The organism is Streptomyces sp. NPDC006326 (assembly GCF_040612915.1).
Lineage (GTDB): Bacteria > Actinomycetota > Actinomycetes > Streptomycetales > Streptomycetaceae > Streptomyces.
This window is the reverse complement of sequence record NZ_JBEXRC010000024.1, coordinates 24724-38537: the sequence shown is the minus strand read 5'-3', so window position 1 is coordinate 38537 and position 13814 is coordinate 24724. Positions and strand designations below refer to the sequence as shown.

General features: G+C 72.3%; 16 protein-coding genes. 4 read left to right on the top strand and 12 right to left on the bottom strand.

What is annotated here, in order from left to right:
* Positions 1-37: 37 nt before the first annotated feature.
* From ABZ128_RS19775 to ABZ128_RS19760, 4 genes are all read right to left on the bottom strand, one after another.
* Positions 38-1129, bottom strand: coding sequence for a PDZ domain-containing protein (locus ABZ128_RS19775; protein WP_356849853.1), 1092 nt, complete (start codon positions 1127-1129; stop codon positions 38-40).
* A 21-nt stretch (positions 1130-1150) separates the two neighbouring features.
* On the bottom strand, positions 1151-1348 hold the full coding sequence (locus tag ABZ128_RS19770; RefSeq protein WP_356849852.1) for a hypothetical protein: 198 nt from the start codon (positions 1346-1348) through the stop codon (positions 1151-1153).
* A gap of 189 nt (positions 1349-1537) precedes the next feature.
* Positions 1538-1999 carry a molybdenum cofactor biosynthesis protein MoaE gene (locus tag ABZ128_RS19765; RefSeq protein WP_356849851.1) on the bottom strand — a complete coding sequence of 154 codons (462 nt, stop codon included), beginning with the start codon at positions 1997-1999 and terminating at the stop codon, positions 1538-1540.
* 113 nt (positions 2000-2112) lie between these two features.
* Positions 2113-3276, bottom strand: a complete 1164-nt coding sequence (locus ABZ128_RS19760; protein WP_356849850.1) for an SDR family oxidoreductase — start codon at positions 3274-3276, stop codon at positions 2113-2115.
* A gap of 192 nt (positions 3277-3468) precedes the next feature.
* On the opposite strand from ABZ128_RS19760, the gene ABZ128_RS19755 reads away from it, so the two are divergent.
* Both ABZ128_RS19755 and ABZ128_RS19750 read left to right on the top strand, forming a co-directional pair.
* Positions 3469-4899, top strand: coding sequence for a zinc-dependent metalloprotease (locus ABZ128_RS19755; protein ID WP_356849849.1), 1431 nt, complete (start codon positions 3469-3471; stop codon positions 4897-4899).
* A complete protein-coding gene (locus ABZ128_RS19750; protein ID WP_356849848.1) occupies positions 4896-5420 on the top strand; it encodes an NUDIX hydrolase in 525 nt (174 codons plus the stop codon). The genes ABZ128_RS19755 and ABZ128_RS19750 overlap by 4 nt, the downstream gene beginning before the upstream one ends.
* 94 nt (positions 5421-5514) lie before the next feature.
* Here ABZ128_RS19750 and ABZ128_RS19745 read toward each other — a convergent pair whose 3' ends face one another.
* The 4 genes from ABZ128_RS19745 to ABZ128_RS19730 all read right to left on the bottom strand — a co-directional run bounded on the left by ABZ128_RS19745 (position 5515) and on the right by ABZ128_RS19730 (position 9332).
* Positions 5515-6270: an AIM24 family protein gene (locus ABZ128_RS19745; RefSeq protein ID WP_356849847.1), complete on the bottom strand. Its 756-nt coding sequence runs from the start codon at positions 6268-6270 to the stop codon at positions 5515-5517.
* 17 nt (positions 6271-6287) lie between these two features.
* Positions 6288-6968, bottom strand: a complete 681-nt coding sequence (locus ABZ128_RS19740) for an AIM24 family protein (RefSeq protein WP_356849952.1) — start codon at positions 6966-6968, stop codon at positions 6288-6290.
* Between the two features lie 20 nt (positions 6969-6988).
* Entirely contained in the window at positions 6989-8662 is a 1674-nt protein-coding gene (locus ABZ128_RS19735) for a TerD family protein (protein ID WP_356849846.1), read from the bottom strand.
* Between the two features lie 130 nt (positions 8663-8792).
* Complete coding sequence (locus tag ABZ128_RS19730) at positions 8793-9332, bottom strand: M48 family metallopeptidase (protein ID WP_356849845.1); 540 nt, start codon at positions 9330-9332, stop codon at positions 8793-8795.
* 213 nt (positions 9333-9545) lie between these two features.
* On the opposite strand from ABZ128_RS19730, the gene ABZ128_RS19725 reads away from it, so the two are divergent.
* Positions 9546-10649, top strand: a complete 1104-nt coding sequence (locus ABZ128_RS19725) for a TOMM precursor leader peptide-binding protein (RefSeq protein WP_356849843.1) — start codon at positions 9546-9548, stop codon at positions 10647-10649.
* A 207-nt stretch (positions 10650-10856) separates the two neighbouring features.
* A complete protein-coding gene (locus ABZ128_RS19720) occupies positions 10857-12203 on the top strand; it encodes an AarF/ABC1/UbiB kinase family protein (RefSeq protein ID WP_356849842.1) in 1347 nt (448 codons plus the stop codon).
* A gap of 36 nt (positions 12204-12239) precedes the next feature.
* Here the strand turns inward: ABZ128_RS19720 and ABZ128_RS19715 are convergent, their stop codons facing one another.
* The 4 genes from ABZ128_RS19715 to ABZ128_RS19700 form a co-directional block, all read right to left on the bottom strand.
* The gene (locus tag ABZ128_RS19715; RefSeq protein ID WP_356849841.1) at positions 12240-12446 is read right to left on the bottom strand and encodes a hypothetical protein; all 207 of its coding nucleotides are present in this window, start codon (positions 12444-12446) and stop codon (positions 12240-12242) included.
* Between the two features lie 99 nt (positions 12447-12545).
* Positions 12546-12875 carry a hypothetical protein gene (locus ABZ128_RS19710; RefSeq protein ID WP_356849840.1) on the bottom strand — a complete coding sequence of 110 codons (330 nt, stop codon included), beginning with the start codon at positions 12873-12875 and terminating at the stop codon, positions 12546-12548.
* A complete protein-coding gene (locus ABZ128_RS19705; protein WP_356849839.1) occupies positions 12872-13243 on the bottom strand; it encodes a WhiB family transcriptional regulator in 372 nt (123 codons plus the stop codon). Before ABZ128_RS19705 ends, ABZ128_RS19710 begins: the two co-directional genes overlap by 4 nt.
* Before the next feature lie 184 nt (positions 13244-13427).
* Entirely contained in the window at positions 13428-13754 is a 327-nt protein-coding gene (locus ABZ128_RS19700) for a hypothetical protein (RefSeq protein ID WP_356849838.1), read from the bottom strand.
* Positions 13755-13814: the final 60 nt, after the last annotated feature.

Below are 13814 nucleotides of genomic sequence, written 5' to 3'. Positions count from 1 at the left end.
GGGGGGCTCCGGGGAGGGGCGGGCTCCTGCGGGGCGGTCAGGGCGTGCCGCACTGCGGCAGCCCGGCCGTGTCCCCCTTGCCGATCTTCTCCAGCGCCTGGGTGGCGTCGCCGATGGTGGAGACCTTGACCAGGGTCAGGCCGTCGGGGACGTTCTTGGACGCCGAGGCGCAGTTCTCGGCGGGGGTCAGGAAGTACTCGGCGCCGGCGTTGCGGGCGCCGATGGTCTTCATCTGGATGCCGCCGATGGGGCCGACCTTGCCCGTGTCGTCGATGGTGCCGGTGCCCGCGACGAACTTCCCGCCGGTCAGGTCGCCCGGGGTGAGCTTGTCGACGATGCCGAGCGAGAACATCAGGCCCGCGCTGGGGCCGCCGACGTCGGCGAGCTTGATGTCGATGCCGAACGGGAAGGTGTGGTCGGTGCCCGCCCGGATGCCGACGATGGCGTGGCCGTCGCCCTGCGCCTTGGCGGTGTTGATGGTGACCTTGGCCGTGCCGGCGGGCTCGCGGTGCGCCTTCTCGGCCTCGGCCGCTTCGGCGGCGGGCACGATGGTGAACTCGACCGGCTCGCCGGGCTTGTGCTTGGTGACGAGCCTGGCCACGTCGTCGGGGGCGGTGACCGCGGTGCCGTCGACGGCGCGGATCACGTCTCCGGCGTGCAGCCGGCTCTCGGCGGGGCTGCCCTTGACCACGGAGGAGACCACCACGCGGGTGCTGACTCCCGGGATGCCCAGCTGCTTGAGGGCCGCCACCTTGGCGCTCTCCTGCGACTGGCTGAACTCCTCGGCGTTCTCCTGGGTGGACTGCTCTTCCGTCTTGCCGTCCGGGTAGAGGTTCTCGTGCGGGACGACGATGTTGTCGTCCGACAGCCAGCCGTAGACCGCTTCCAGCAGGTTCATGTCGTAGTCCGCGCCCGTGACCCGGACGGTCGTCATGTTGAGGTGGCCGCTGGCCGGATACGTCTTGCGGTCCGCGATGCTGATGACGGGCGCGCCGTGCGAGTCGCCGAGCGTGTTCACGGTGGGGCCCGGGCTCATCTCCGAGTACGGGACCTTGATGAACACCCCTGCGCAGAGCAGCGCGAACAGCATGAGCGTGGAGGCGAGCATCGTCGCAGTGCGGCGTGGCATGGATCGACAGTACGGGACGCGTCAGACGGCGTCGGAACCGGAGTGTGCCTCTGCCTTCACCCTGCTCTGCTCGGCCTTCCCCATGGCTTCACGGAATCTCGCGTAGCCCGCGAGCTCGGATATGTCCCCCTGGGTGCGGTCGCGGGCCGCCCAGCTGCCCCATATCGCCGCTCCGATCGCGGCGAACAGCGGAATCAGCAACCACGCCAGTGACGCCATGGACGTGCCTCCCTACCCCGAAGTGCGTGTCGTTGGTGGCTTCAACGCTCGTGCCCGTGGGGGGGTTACGCAAATCGAGGGCGTGTTGCGCGGCCGAACGGGTGGGAGAGTACACGGCCTGGCCGACCGGGTTTCAACGACCCCCGGGCTGGGCATGCACCGTCCTCCGCCGACCGCGCCCCGGGCGCTTCAGCAGGCGCCGACCCACTCCTCGGTGCCGTCCGAGAAGGTCTGGTGCTTCCAGATCGGGACCTCGTGCTTGAGGTCGTCGATCAGCATGCGGCAGGCCTCGAAGGCCTCGCCGCGGTGCGGACAGGAGACGGCGACGACGACCGCCAGGTCACCGACCGACAGGTCCCCGATGCGGTGGACGGCGGCCAGGGCGCGGACCGGGTACTTCGCCACCACGCGCTCGGCGATGCGGCGCATCTCGGCCTCGGCCGTCGGGTGGCAGGAGTAGCCGAGCGAGTCGACGTCCGCCCCGCCGTCGTGGTTGCGCACCGTGCCGACGAAGAGCGTCGTGCCGCCCGTCGCGTCGTCACCGACGGCCTGGAAGACCTCGTCGATCGACAGCGGGGTCTCGCGGATCTGGAGCAGCCGGATCGGGTCCGGAGCGGCCTGCTCGCCGGGGTGGTCGAAGTGCGGTGCCATGCCTTCCATCGTGCCCTAGCCTCCAAGGTCGCGAAATAGCCGATTCACCCGTGCCGCGCCCCCGCCCTTGGGAGCCTCCTACAGGACCGCGCCCGTCCCCGGCGCCGCAGCGGTCAGATCCCGCGCCTGCGGCGGGCCCGGCGGACCACCGCGGCGGCGCCCAGCAGCGCGACCGTGGCACCCGCCGCTCCCGCGGCCGTGGCGTCCTTGCGGCCGAGCCTGCGGCCCGCGACGGTGTGCCGGCCCGCGACCTCCTGCAGGAGCTCGGCCAGCACCTCCTCGTTGGTCCAGCGCGGCCGCCAGCCCGCCGCGTGCAGGCCGCTGACGCTGACCACCCAGGGGTGCATGGTGTACGCGAGGTCGCCCGCCGGGGACGGCGTCAGGCCGATGCGGTGCAGCCGGGCCGCCGCACCGAGCGCGACCGCGGACGGCAGCTCCATCCGGCGGATGCCGCTGAGCTCCTCGACCTCCTCCTGCTCCAGCCAGCCCTCGCAGCCCACCGCGAGCTCCCCCTCGACCTTCTCCAGGGCCGCGTACTCCAGGGCGCTGACCAGGTCCTCGACATGGCAGAACTGCCAGGTCGGCCGGGATCTGGCCACCACCAGCAGGCGCGGGGACTCGAAGTAGCGGGTCAGCGCCGTGTCCGTGCCGCCGACCAGCACGGCCGGGCGGATCACGGTCACGTTCAGCCCCGGGTGCGCCCGCGGGGCCCGGCGGCCGAGCCGCTCGATCTCCAGCAGGTCCCCGACGCCGGTCGCCTCGGCCGTGGCCCGCAGCTCGGAGTCCTCGGAGAGCGGGATGTCGTTGTCCGGCAGGGCCCCGTAGACCATCGCCGAGGTGCAGAGCACGACCCGGTGCACCCCGGCCGCCGCGGCCGCCGTCAGGACGGTCTGGGTGCCGCGCACGTTGTACGCGGTACGGGCCGCCGGGTCCGTCTCCAGGTCCAGGTCGAGCGCGAGGTGGACCACCACGTCGGCGCCGCGCAGCTTCTCGGCGATCGCGGGGTCCCGTACGTCCAGGACGTGCCACTGCGCGGCCGCGCAGTCGCCGCGCCGCTCGTCGATGGCGACGACCTGCTTGACCTCGTCGGAGTCGGCCAGGCGGTTCACCAGCGCCGCCCCGACGCCGGACGCGGCGCCCGTGACGGCGATCACGGGGCTGGGGCGCCGGGGGGCCGGCTGGTTTCGCGGCTGGCGAACGCCCTGGGCGTCGTCACCGTGCTCAGGGCGGTCTTCGCCGTCGTGCGGCGGGCGAAGCTGCGGATCTGGGGAACTCACGGGGCGTCTCCAGCGGTTGTCTTCAGTAGGGACGCGCCGTGACGCGTGCCCACCAGTTGGCGTCCATCCTGCCGCAGCCCGGGAGTGGGTGGAGCACCGAGCCCGGAAGCGGGTCCGGTGTCTACGCTGGGTGGTGTTGTCGGACCATCGCCCGTCGGCTCCCGCCGGCGGCCCTACGAGCCGAGGAAACCCGTGAGCGACACCCCATTCGGATTCGGCCTTCCGCCGGAGGAGCCGGAGAACGGCGACGAGGGCAAGAAGAAGGGCGGCCAGGGCGGCCCGAATCCGTTCGGGTTCCCCGGCATGGGACTGCCGGGCGGCGCCGGCGGCCCGGGCGGTGCGGACAACCCCTTCGCCGCGATGTTCGGCGCGATGAACCCGAACGACCTGGGAGCGGCCTTCCAGCAGCTCGGCCAGATGCTCAGCTACGAGGGCGGTCCCGTGAACTGGGACATGGCCAAGGACATCGCCCGCCAGACCGTCGCCCAGGGCACGGCGGACGGCGTCAAGGACACCAGCGTCGGCCTCGCCGAGAAGTCCGCGGTGCAGGAGGCCGTGCGCCTCGCCGACCACTGGCTGGACGGGGTGACCTCGCTGCCCTCGGGCGCCACCACGGCCGTCGCGTGGAGCCGCGCCGAGTGGGTCGAGGCGACCCTGCCGGTGTGGAAGGAGCTCGTGGACCCGGTCGCCGAGCGCGTCGGCGCGGCCATGGGCAGTGTGCTGCCCGAGGAGATGCAGGCCATGGCGGGCCCGCTGCTCGGCATGATGCGCTCGATGGGCGGGGCCATGTTCGGCCAGCAGATCGGGCAGGCCGTGGGCGTGCTCGCGGGCGAGGTCGTCGGCTCGACCGACATCGGCCTGCCGCTGGGCCCGGCCGGCAAGGCGGCGCTGCTCCCGCTGAACATCGAGGGCTTCGGCAAGGACCTGGGCGTCCCCTCCGAGGAGGTGCGTCTCTACCTGGCGCTGCGCGAGGCGGCCCACGCCCGGCTGTTCGCGCACGTGCCGTGGCTGCGCTCGCACCTGCTCGGCACCGTCGAGGGGTACGCGCGCGGCATCAAGGTCGACACCTCGAAGCTGGAGGACGTGGTCGGCCAGATCGACCCGACCAACCCGGAGCAGCTCCAGGAGGCGCTCCAGGGCGGCATGTTCCAGCCGCAGGACACCCCGGAGCAGAAGGCGGCCCTGGCCCGCCTGGAGACGGCCCTGGCGCTGGTCGAGGGCTGGGTGGACGCCGTCGTGCACGAGGCGGCCAAGCCCCGGCTGACCTCGGCGGACGCCATGCGCGAAACCATGCGCCGGCGGCGTGCCTCGGGCGGGCCGGCGGAGCAGACCTTCGCGACCCTGATCGGCCTGGAGCTGCGCCCGCGCCGGCTGCGGGACGCCTCGCGGCTGTGGGCCTCCCTCACCGATGCGCGCGGTGTGGAAGGCCGCGACGGGCTGTGGGAGCACCCGGACATGCTGCCGACGGCCTCCGACCTCGACGACCCGGACGGCTTCGTGCACCGCGAGCAGCTGGACTTCTCGGAGATCGACAAGATGCTCGGTGAAGCCGCGCAGAAGCGGGAGCAGGGCGAGGGCAAGGGCCCGGAGCAGGCTGACGGCGAGGGCGAAGACCAGAAGTGAGCCTGCACGAAGACGCGGTCCGCGTCCTGGAGGGGTACGCGCGCCAGCCCGAGCTGCGCGAGCTGTACCTGGAGCACCTGCGCACGCATCCCGACGGCGTGTACAAGCCCTGCGAAGCCGGGCACATCACCGGCAGTGCGCTGGTGGTCGACCCGGAGCGGGGGCGGGTGCTGCTGACCCTGCACAGGAAGCTCGGCATGTGGCTGCAGATGGGCGGCCACTGCGAGCCCGGTGACCCGACGCTGGCCTCGGCGGCGCTGCGGGAGGCCGTCGAGGAGTCCGGGATCGGCTCGGGGCTGAGCCTGCTGCCGGGCGGCCCGGTGCGGCTGGACCGGCATCCGATCCCGGAGCCGTGCAACTGGCACCTGGACGTGCAGTACGCGGCCCTGGCTCCGGCCGGGGCCCTGGCCGAGATCAGCGAGGAGTCCCTCGACCTGCGCTGGTTCCCGTACGAGGAGGTGGCGTCGGTGGCCGACGCCTCGGTCGTACGGCTGGTGGAGGCGACGCGGGCACGGCTCTGACGCCCCGGGGGCGAACGGTGTGAGGGGCGGTCCCGCGGATGCGGGCCGCCCCTCACGGCATGGCGCCCGGTGGGGCGCCGGCGGTGCGTGGTGCTCAGTTCCAGGCGTTGTTCTGGTTCTGGGCGTGGGCGCCGTGCTGGCCCATGCCGAACTGGGCGGCGACGCCCTGTCCCAACTGGGCGTTCTGCGGCGGCAGCACCTCGCTGGGCTGCACCAGCGCGAAGCCGGTGCCGAGGAAGCTGAGCTCCCAGCCCTCGCCCGTATTGCCGCGCCGCCGCCAGACGCCGCTGGAGTGCGTCTGGGCCTGCATCTGCACGCGCAGCGAGGTGGACCAGGCGACGATCGCGTCGGCGTCGGCGTTGACGTACTTGTCGGGCGTGACCTGCATCATCAGCGGCTGCCCGGAGGTCATCAGGGCGACCTTGCCGCGGCCGCTGATGTTGAGCTGGTACTTGCCGGAGCCGGAGATCCCGTACTGGCTGTCCACCGCGATGACCTCGGTGTGCAGCGTGGAGTCCAGGGCCAGCACGTAGCTGCTGTCGACGGTGAGGCCGTCGTGGTCCACGTCCACCACGTGCACGTACTGGGCGAGGTTGGCCAGGTAGACCGTGCCCTGCCCGGAGCAGCGCATCAGGTCCAGGCCCTCGCCGGTGCGGCTGCGGGCGGTGCGCTGGGTGGTGTTCTGGTACTCCCCGTCGAAGTCGATGATCCCCTGGTAGGCGACCATCGCGCCCTTGCGGGCCAGGACGTCGTCGGAGCCGCTCAGCGTGACCCGCAGCAGCTGCGGGTTCTGCACCGTGTACCGCTCCTGGGACTGCGCCTCGGCGTGGGCGAAAAGTGCGCTCTGCATGATGTGTCCGCTCCCCCTCAGCCCCGGGTCCGGAGCCGGTCGGTGCTGTCCTCGCTGGGCTGTACGACGACGATGCCCTGGCCGGAGAAGGCCATCTGGTAGGCCTCCCCGCTGCCCCGGCCGATCATCGACGAGGCCTTGAAGCTGCGCTTCCCCTTGACCTTGAGGTTCGGCGACCAGGCGACGAGCGCGTCCGGGTCGACGTACGTCTCGTCCTCGCCGCGGCCGCAGTCGACCACGATCGGGGTGCCGCGGGAGGTGATCGCCACCCAGCCGGTGCCGGCGATCTGTACGTTGAACAGGCCCTGCCCAGCGAACTTGGCCATGCCCTTGACCCGCTCGACGCCCCACTGGAGGTGGGCGTCGAAGGCGAGCAGGTTGGTGCCGTTGACCGACAGCGCGTCGTTGTTGAGGTTGATGACGACGACGTCCGCGCCGTAGTCGGCGAGGTAGAGCAGGCCGTCGCCGGTGCACTTCATCAGTGGTGCGCCCTCGCCGGTGAGCCACTGCGAGGCCATCTGGCGCAGGGCCGGCGGGTTGGGCTCGTACTGGACGAAGCCCTCGTAGGCGACCATCGATCCGGTGCGGGCGAAGAGGTCCTGGCCGCTCTGCATGGCGACCTTGAGCATGGCCCGGCCGTGGTTCTCCATGCGGGCCGTGACGGGGGTGGGGGCGTAGCCCGCGAGCTGCTGGTTCATTGCGTTCATGACGGGCTCCCTCAGACCTCGTACGGCTGGACGACGATGAAGTTGCCGGGGGCGCCGCGGAACTGGAGGTTCACGGTCTCCCCGCTGTGGCCGGGGTAGGTGTTGCGCCGCAGCCGGACCTGGCTGGAGACGATCACCTGCGAGGCGGCGGACCACGCGACGATGGCGTTGCTGTCGGCGAAGGTGGTCGGGGTGACGGGCAGGACGACGGGCACGCCGTGCGTCTTGACGATCACCGTGCCGGTGCCCTGGAAGAGCATGGTGAACAGCGCGCCGCCCGGGATGCCGTGGCCCTCGATCCGGCGGACCTCGTGCTGGAGGGACTCGTCGAAGGCGAGGACGGATTCGGCGGAGACGCAGATCCCGTCGCCCTGGAGCTCGATGGCGTGCAGGTGGGCGCCGTTCTCGGCGAGGAAGACCTGGCCGCGGCCGCTGCAGCGCATCAGCTGCATCTCCTGGCCGGTGGCGTTGCCGACGATGCGGCCGGCGAAGCCCGCGCCCTTGTAGCTGAAGTCGACCTTGCCCTGGTAGAGGACCATGCTGCCCTGGCGGGCGAGGACCGGCTGGCCGCCCATCGACAGGTCGACGCGCATGAGCTGCTGGTTCTGCGGGGTCCAGCGGGCGCCGGTGGGGGCTTCCTTGTACGGCTGGAGAGCGGCGGCGAGGCCGGCGCCGGCGGCGTGCGGGGCGCCGGCGTGCGGCGGGACCTGGCCGTACCCGGGCTGCTGGCCGTACGGGGGCGGCTGCTGGCCGGGGACCTGGCCGTAGGGCGCGGGGGCCGGGGCGGGCGGCGGCACCTGACCGTAGCCGGGCTGCTGACCGTAACCCGGCTGCTGGCCCTGGCCGGGCAGCTGGCCGTACGAGGGCGGCCCGGGCTGCTGCGGCGGCTGGGGCGGCTGGCCGTACGCGGGGGCGGGCGCGCCCAGCGGCGCGACCATGGTGGGCGCCGAGTGCACCGGCGCGGGGGGAGTCGGGGGCTGCTGGTACTGCGGTGCCGGCGGCTGGGGGGCGGGGGCCTGCGGGGCCGGGGGCTGCGGGGCGGGGGCCTGGACCGGGGCGCCGAAGGACGGCGCCGGGGCGGCGCCCTGCGGCGGCGGGGCGAATCCGGGCGCGGCGCCGCCCTGGGCCGGAGGCTGCGCCTGCGCCGGCTGCTCCTCCTCGGCGACCTCTCCGCCGAAGTTCTCCAGCAGCGCGGCGAGGCCGCCGTCGAAGCCCTGGCCCACGGCGGCGAAGCGCCACACGTCCTTCAGGTAGAAGTCGCCGATCATCAGCGCCCGCTCGGTGCTGAACTCCGCACCGGTGAAGGAGTAGCGGACGACTTCCTCGCCGCCCGCCACGATGCGGATGTAGCCGGGGCCGATCTGCGACATCTGTCCGGGGCCGTCGATGGAGGCGGCGAAGCTCAGCTTGTGGATGTTCGCCGGGATGCGGTCCAGCGTCACCCGGAAGGACTCGGTGTCACCGGCCTGGGCGCCGAGCTGCTGGATGGACTCCTCGGGCGACTTCGGCTGGTTGTAGAAGACGAAGTAGCGGTCGTCCGACAGCTGCTCATGGGCGTCGAGACCGAAGCAGCTGATGTCGATGGCGAGTCCGGGCCCGGCGATCTGGACGCCTACGTACAGGTCCGTGCCTGCCGTCAGATCGCTGATCCTGGCCTTGTGACCGCGTTGGAATTCCCTGGCCATACGTAACGACCGTCCCCCATCCCGACAGTGAATTGCGTGGCGCTCAGGCTAGCCGCAACCGCGGACATCCGGCCAAGCCGGTACCGATCCGGTACATCCCGTCCGGCGGCCGCCCGGGGTGCGGCGGCGGTCATTCGCCTCGGGCGGCGGGGACCGTCGGAAGGCGTTCGGCGGCGACGATCCCCTCAAGGTAGCCGCGGGCCCGCTCGGTGCGCGGGTAGGCCTCCAGCAACTCCCAGAACCGCGGGCCGTGTCCGGGCACGAGGAGATGGGCCAGCTCGTGCAGCAGCACGTAGTCGACCACGTACTCCGGCATCCCCTGGAGGCGGTGCGAGAGCCGGATGCTGCCCTCGGCGGGGGTGCAGGAGCCCCAGCGGGTGTTCTGGTTGGTGACCCAGCGCACGGAGCGGGGGCGGGCGCGGGAGCCGAAGTACTGCTCGGACAAACGCTCGGCGCGCGCGGTGAGTTCCGCGTCTCCCAGGGTGCGCCTGTTCTCCTGGGCCGCCAGCTTGTCGAGCATCACGCCCACCCAGCGCCGCTCCTCCGCCTCCGACATGCGGGCGGGGATGAGGACGACCGTACGGTCACCCTCGCGGTAGGCGGACACGGTCCTGCGGCGGCGCGCGCTCCGGCGGACTTCGACGGCGCGCTGGGGTGGGTCGGCGGACACGCCCAAGACCGTACCTGCTCGCCGCGGCCGAAGTACCCCCGCTCCACGCTTCGAACATGATCGATTCCGTGGCGGCGCAGGAATCACACCGTTTCTCCATCTCATATGCCTAATAGGGCTTGCCTGTGGACAAATGCGGACGGGGAATGCGGAGGGCGGGCACTCTGCGAAGGAGCGGAAATCCAGAGCGGGATTCTGACGAGGGGGACGGCCATGTATCCGAAGGTGAAGCCGGCGCTGGCGAGGGCCTGGCGGGATCTGCAGACGGTGCAGTTCGGGGTGACGCCCGCGCATGCGGTGGTGCTGGGCCCGGTGGACACGGCGACCGGATCGCTGATCGAGCGGATCGACGGGACACGGGGCATGGAGCTGCTGCGGGCCGAGGCGGCGGGAATGGGGCTGCCGGAGGGCCAGGCGGACGGGCTGGTCCGGCGCCTGGCATCGGCCGGGCTCCTCGACGATGCCACGGCGGGCGGCCCCCGGGCCCAGGGCCTGCGCCGGCGCCCGAAGGAGCTGGAGCGGCTGGGACCTGATCTGGGCTCGCTCTCCCTGGTCCACCGTGAACCGGGAGGCGACCTGCGGGGGGCTGCGGCGCGCCGGGTGATACGGGTCCAGGTGCGCGGGAGCGGCCGGGTGGGCGCGGTGATCGCCGCGGTCCTGGCGGGAGCAGGCGTGGGCCGGGTCGAAGTGCTCGACGGCGGCCGGGTCGAGCCGGGGGACGTGGCCCCGGGCGGGCTCGGTCCGGGCAGCGTGGGCCGGCTGCGGGCCGAGGCCGCGGCAGGGCTGGTGCGGGCGTCGGCCCCGGGGCGCGCGCCGCGGGCCGAGGAGCGCGAGGGCCCTGAGCCCGGGCTGGCCCTGGTGGTGGTCGCGCCCCGGGACGGGCTGCACGCCTGGGCCCCCGATCCGGGCACGGCCGCCGACTGGATCGCCACCGGGACACCCCATCTGTATGCCGGGGTGCTGGAGGGCACGGGCGTGGTGGGACCGCTGGTGCTGCCGGGTGCCACGGCCTGCGCCGGCTGTATGGAGCGGGACCGGGTCGCACAGGATCCGGCCTGGCCCCGGATGCTGGTCCAGTGGCGCTCGGCGCACCGCCGCCGCGCCACCGGAGCCTGCGATCTGGGCCTGTCCACGGCGGTGGCGGGCCTGGCCGCGGCCCATGCCCTGTCCTTCCTCGACGGCGAACTCCCGGCCTCCACCGCCGCCCGCTGGGAGGCGGCCCTCCCGGGCCTGCACTGGGAGCGCACCGAGGTCCGCCCCGACCCGGAGTGCCCGTGTGGCGCGGCGGTTCCTGCGGAAGAGGGGGTGCCGTCGTGAGGAGGTCGGAGCACATTGCTCGACCCGCTGTCCGGCCATGCTGTCCCATGGGGGTGCACGCTGTCCGCAGACGGCCCGGTTCCCGCCATCGACCGGCGGCCGACTCGGCCAGGGCCGCGCCGGAAGGCCATGACAGGATGCAAGGGGCCGAGGGTGCCGCGCTGAACCGCCTCTTGGGGCGCAGCTGTCTGGGATTTGGAGGGGCGTATGTCTGATCTTCCCCGGAAGGCGGTCACCCGTACCGTCAAGCTGGCCGCGCTGCCGCTCGGCATCGCAGGCCGGGTCACCTGGGGGCTGGGGAAGCGGATCGGGGGCAAGTCGGCGGAGATCGTGGCGCGCGAGCTCCAACAGCGCACCGCCGAGCAGCTGTTCCGCACGCTCGGGGAGCTGAAGGGCGGTGCCATGAAGTTCGGGCAGGCCCTGTCGGTCTTCGAGTCGGCCCTGCCCGAGGAGGTCGCCGGACCGTACCGGGCGGCGCTGACCAAGCTGCAGGAGGCGGCGCCGCCGCTTCCCGCGGCGACGGTGCACCAGGTGCTGGCGGACCGGCTGGGCGCGGACTGGCGTGATCTGTTCGAGGAGTTCGAGGACAAGCCGGCCGCGGCGGCCTCGATCGGGCAGGTGCACCGGGCGGTCTGGCACGACGGCCGGCAGGTCGCGGTCAAGGTCCAGTACCCGGGTGCCGGAGAGGCGCTCCTGTCCGACTTGAAGCAACTGGGCCGGTTCGCGGGACTTCTGGGACCGCTGATCCCCGGTATGGACATGAAGCCCCTGATCAAGGAGTTGCGCGACCGGGTCTCGGAGGAGCTGGACTACGAGCTGGAAGCGGAGGCCCAGCGGACGCATGCCGATGCGTTCGAGGGCGACGCGGACGTGGTCGTACCGGATGTCGTGCACCAGGGCGACCAGGTCCTGGTGACCGAGTGGATGGAAGGCACCCCGCTGTCGGAGGTGATAGCCGACGGGAGCCAGGAGGAGCGCGACCGCGCCGGACAGCTGCTGGCCCGGTTCCTCTTCTCCGGGCCCGCGCGCACCGGGCTGCTGCACGCCGACCCGCACCCCGGCAACTTCCGTCTCATACAGGGGCCGGACGGGCGGACGCGGCTGGGCGTGCTGGACTTCGGCACGGTCGACCGGCTGCCCGGCGGCTGGCCCAAGCCCATCGGCACCTCGCTGCGGATGACGCTGGAGGGTGATGCCCAGGGGATCTACGGACACCTGTGCGCGGAGGGGTTCGTACGCGAGTCCATCGAGCTCGATCCGGATGCGGTGCTGGACTACCTGAAGCCCATCATCGAGCCCGCGGAGGCCGAGGAGTTCACCTTCTCCCGGCCCTGGCTGCGCGGCCAGGCGGCCCGGATTGCGGATCCCCGCTCCCCCGCGCACCAGTTGGGACGGCAGATCAACCTGCCGCCCTCGTACCTGCTGATCCACCGGGTGACACTGAGCACCATCGGGGTGCTGTGCCAGCTGGGCGCGACGGTGCGGCTGCGGGACGAACTGGACGCCTGGCTCCCGGGCTTCTCCTCCGAAGACCCGGAGCAGGGCCGGAACTGATCCCGGCTGCCGGCGCCGCGCGGGCGGCGGGGCGGGTCACCACCAGGAGGAGTCGAGGCGGCCCTCGATCGCCCGGAGGTTGGCCCGCGCGCAGTCGACGCAGAAGAACTGTCTGATCCCGTTCTCCACGGAGCAGGTCCAGGTGGGCGGGGCGCCGTCGGGGGCCTTCTTGCCGCAGCTCGCGCAGACGACGGGCTCGGCCTGGGGTCCCGACGGGGCAGGGTGGGGAGTCGGCTGGTCCACCTCCAGACGATACCTCCGAGCACGGCGCGGAGCCTTCCGCAACGCACCGGGGGGACCGGTCCCTTCGGACCGGTCCCCCCGGTGGGCTGTTCTGGGCTCTCAGTGCATGACGGCCATGGCCAGCGCACGGCGGGCGCGCAGCGAGACGCGCTCGGCTCGCCGCTGCATGCGGCGGGCGGCGACCAGGCGCAGGGCGCGACGCTCGGCGTCGGCCTCACGCATCCGGTCGTCCATATGGGCACGGGCCAGGGCTTCTGGGATGAGTTGCATTTCGCGGGTCCTGTTCTGACGCGAGGTGATCGCGCCGGTGGTGATGAAGTCTGCGGTGGCGGAGCCGTTCGGCTGCTCGCTCGTGGTGAGGGCGGTCATGGGGGCCTGCTTCAGGGGGTCGTGCGTCAGGGGGCGGTCGATGGTTCCGATGGCGGTCATGCAGCGACAACCGGGTTCTTGCGCGGGCGGCCACGGGGACGCTTGCGGGCTACGACCACGCCCTGGACGAAGAGCTCGCCACCCCAGACACCCCAGGGCTCGCGGCGCTCGATCGCCCCGGCGAGGCAGGCCTCGACCAGCGGGCAGGTCCGGCAGAGCGACTTCGCGTACTCGACGTCGGCCGGGGACTCGGCGAAGAAGACCTCGGGGTCGTAGGTACGGCAGGCAACGGGTACGCCGAGGTTCTCGATGGCGTCGTCGAGCGCGGTGAGCGCGGTGAGGGGAGTCAAGGTGGAGTCCTCCGGGACTGCGGGCGGGGAGATCGTCTGGGTCTGCGGTACGGACGGGGCGTGCGCTTCGAGTTGCACGGTGTTTTCTTCCTCGTCTTGTTCGTCTAGTCGGTCCGGCCTGGTTCGGCCGGGGGCGGCTGGTACCTGGTCTTGCCAGTCCCGAGGCTCCTTCGTGCTGTCGCCCCCGTTCGGGGACAAACAGAAGGGCCGCGGATCCCGGGTGGGGTTCCGCGGCCCTGAAGGCGCCGGCCTGATCATCGGATCAGGCTGGATCACTCCAGGGTTCGAGCCCACGGAAGGCCCACATCAGGTGGTGCTGCTGCTTCGTCTGCGTCATGAATCCGGCGCCGGCGGCACCGGCTGCGGCCTCGAAGCCATAGGCGCCATGCGCCTGGGCTTCCGCTACTGCCACCGGTGCCTGGGTCGGTCGCTCATTCCGCTCACGCACGGGAAGCGTGGCCAGGAGGGCACGGCTGTCAGCGGAAATCGCGGACAGACCGGTACCCAGGAGCGAAGCGGAGGAGCCGAGCAGGCAGGAGGCGGCAACCGAGCGATCGGTCATTTTGGTGCTGGTGATGAAGCTGGTCACTGGTCTCGCCTCCTCTCGGCGTCTCGGGGAGCTGGCCCGGGGGCCCGTCCCATGCGTATT

Excerpts from the sequence above, each read along its gene's own strand:
- ABZ128_RS19775 (WP_356849853.1), bottom strand. The coding sequence starts at position 1,129 with ATGCCACGCCGCACTGCGACGATGCTCGCCTCCACGCTCATGCTGTTC.
- ABZ128_RS19770 (WP_356849852.1), bottom strand. The coding sequence starts at position 1,348 with ATGGCGTCACTGGCGTGGTTGCTGATTCCGCTGTTCGCCGCGATCGGA.
- ABZ128_RS19765 (WP_356849851.1), bottom strand. The coding sequence starts at position 1,999 with ATGGCACCGCACTTCGACCACCCCGGCGAGCAGGCCGCTCCGGACCCG.
- ABZ128_RS19745 (WP_356849847.1), bottom strand. The coding sequence starts at position 6,270 with ATGCAGAGCGCACTTTTCGCCCACGCCGAGGCGCAGTCCCAGGAGCGG.
- ABZ128_RS19740 (WP_356849952.1), bottom strand. The coding sequence starts at position 6,968 with ATGAACCAGCAGCTCGCGGGCTACGCCCCCACCCCCGTCACGGCCCGC.
- ABZ128_RS19735 (WP_356849846.1), bottom strand. The coding sequence starts at position 8,662 with ATGGCCAGGGAATTCCAACGCGGTCACAAGGCCAGGATCAGCGATCTG.
- ABZ128_RS19725 (WP_356849843.1), top strand. The coding sequence starts at position 9,546 with ATGTATCCGAAGGTGAAGCCGGCGCTGGCGAGGGCCTGGCGGGATCTG.
- ABZ128_RS19720 (WP_356849842.1), top strand. The coding sequence starts at position 10,857 with ATGTCTGATCTTCCCCGGAAGGCGGTCACCCGTACCGTCAAGCTGGCC.
- ABZ128_RS19710 (WP_356849840.1), bottom strand. The coding sequence starts at position 12,875 with ATGACCGCCATCGGAACCATCGACCGCCCCCTGACGCACGACCCCCTG.